Origin of the sequence: Pseudomonas sp. BN414 (genome assembly GCF_029871275.1) — a bacterium.
GTDB classification, from domain to species: domain Bacteria; phylum Pseudomonadota; class Gammaproteobacteria; order Pseudomonadales; family Pseudomonadaceae; genus Metapseudomonas; species Metapseudomonas resinovorans_C.
In genome coordinates this window covers 1-900 of record NZ_SSOL01000013.1, presented here as the reverse complement: position 1 = coordinate 900, position 900 = coordinate 1, and the positions used below count along the sequence as shown (strand labels likewise).

The window sequence follows — 900 nt, the reverse complement described above, 5'->3', positions numbered from 1 at the left end:
GCCACTGACGCTGAACGTCGTAACAGTCAGGAGGTTATCCACATCGCTGTCGTTGCCCAGCACGTTACCGGTGGCCGGGTTGTCTTCGGCCACGGAATTGCTATCAGCGGCCAGAACGGACGCATCGTCCACCAGGCTTACGTTGCCAAAGCTCAGCTCGGCAGTGTCGGTGGCGGTGCCATCGCTGACGGTGTAGGTCGCGGTGGGCACCGGGCCGTTGTAGTTCGGGGCTGGCGTGAAGGTGTAGGAACCATTGGCATTGATGACCAGGGAGCCGATGCCGTTGATGGTCGCGGTCTGGCCCGCCAGGTAATTGGTTCCGCCGAAGCTGAAACCGGTAACGGTCAAGGCATCGCCATCGGCGTCATTGTCATTGGTCAGGACATTGCCGCTGGCCGAGCTGTCTTCGGTAACTGCAATCGGACCGTCATTGCTGGCAACCGGTGCATCGTTCACCAGGCCGACATTGCCGAAACTAAGCTCGCCGGTATCGGTGGCAGTACCGTCGGTGACGGTATAGGTCGCGGTCGGTACCGGGCCGTTGTAATTCGGGGCCGGGGTGAAGGTGAAGCTGCCGTCGCTGTTGATCACCAGGGTGCCAACGCCGCTCAGGGTGGCCGTCTGGCCGGCGGAGTAGGTGGTCTCGCCTACGGTGAACTGGGTGACGGTGAGGGTATCGGCTTCTACGTCGCTGTCGTTGGACAGGAGGTTGCCAGTGGCCGGGGTGTCCTCGGTTACCGGGACCGGGCCATCGTTGGTCGCGACCGGCGCATCGTTCACCGGGGTGACACTGATGCTCAGCGTCGAGCTGCTGCCGGTGTTGGTGGTGTAGGTGATCTGCGGAAGCGCACCGTTCCAGTTGGCTTCCGGGGTGAAGGTGTAGGTGCCGTTGGCGTTGAT

At 62.3% G+C, this 900-nt stretch carries 1 protein-coding gene; it reads right to left on the bottom strand.

Features of this window, described 5'->3' with window-relative positions:
- The coding region (locus E8E95_RS00090; RefSeq protein WP_280347130.1) for an Ig-like domain-containing protein at window positions 1-900 on the bottom strand (900 nt) is incomplete at both ends.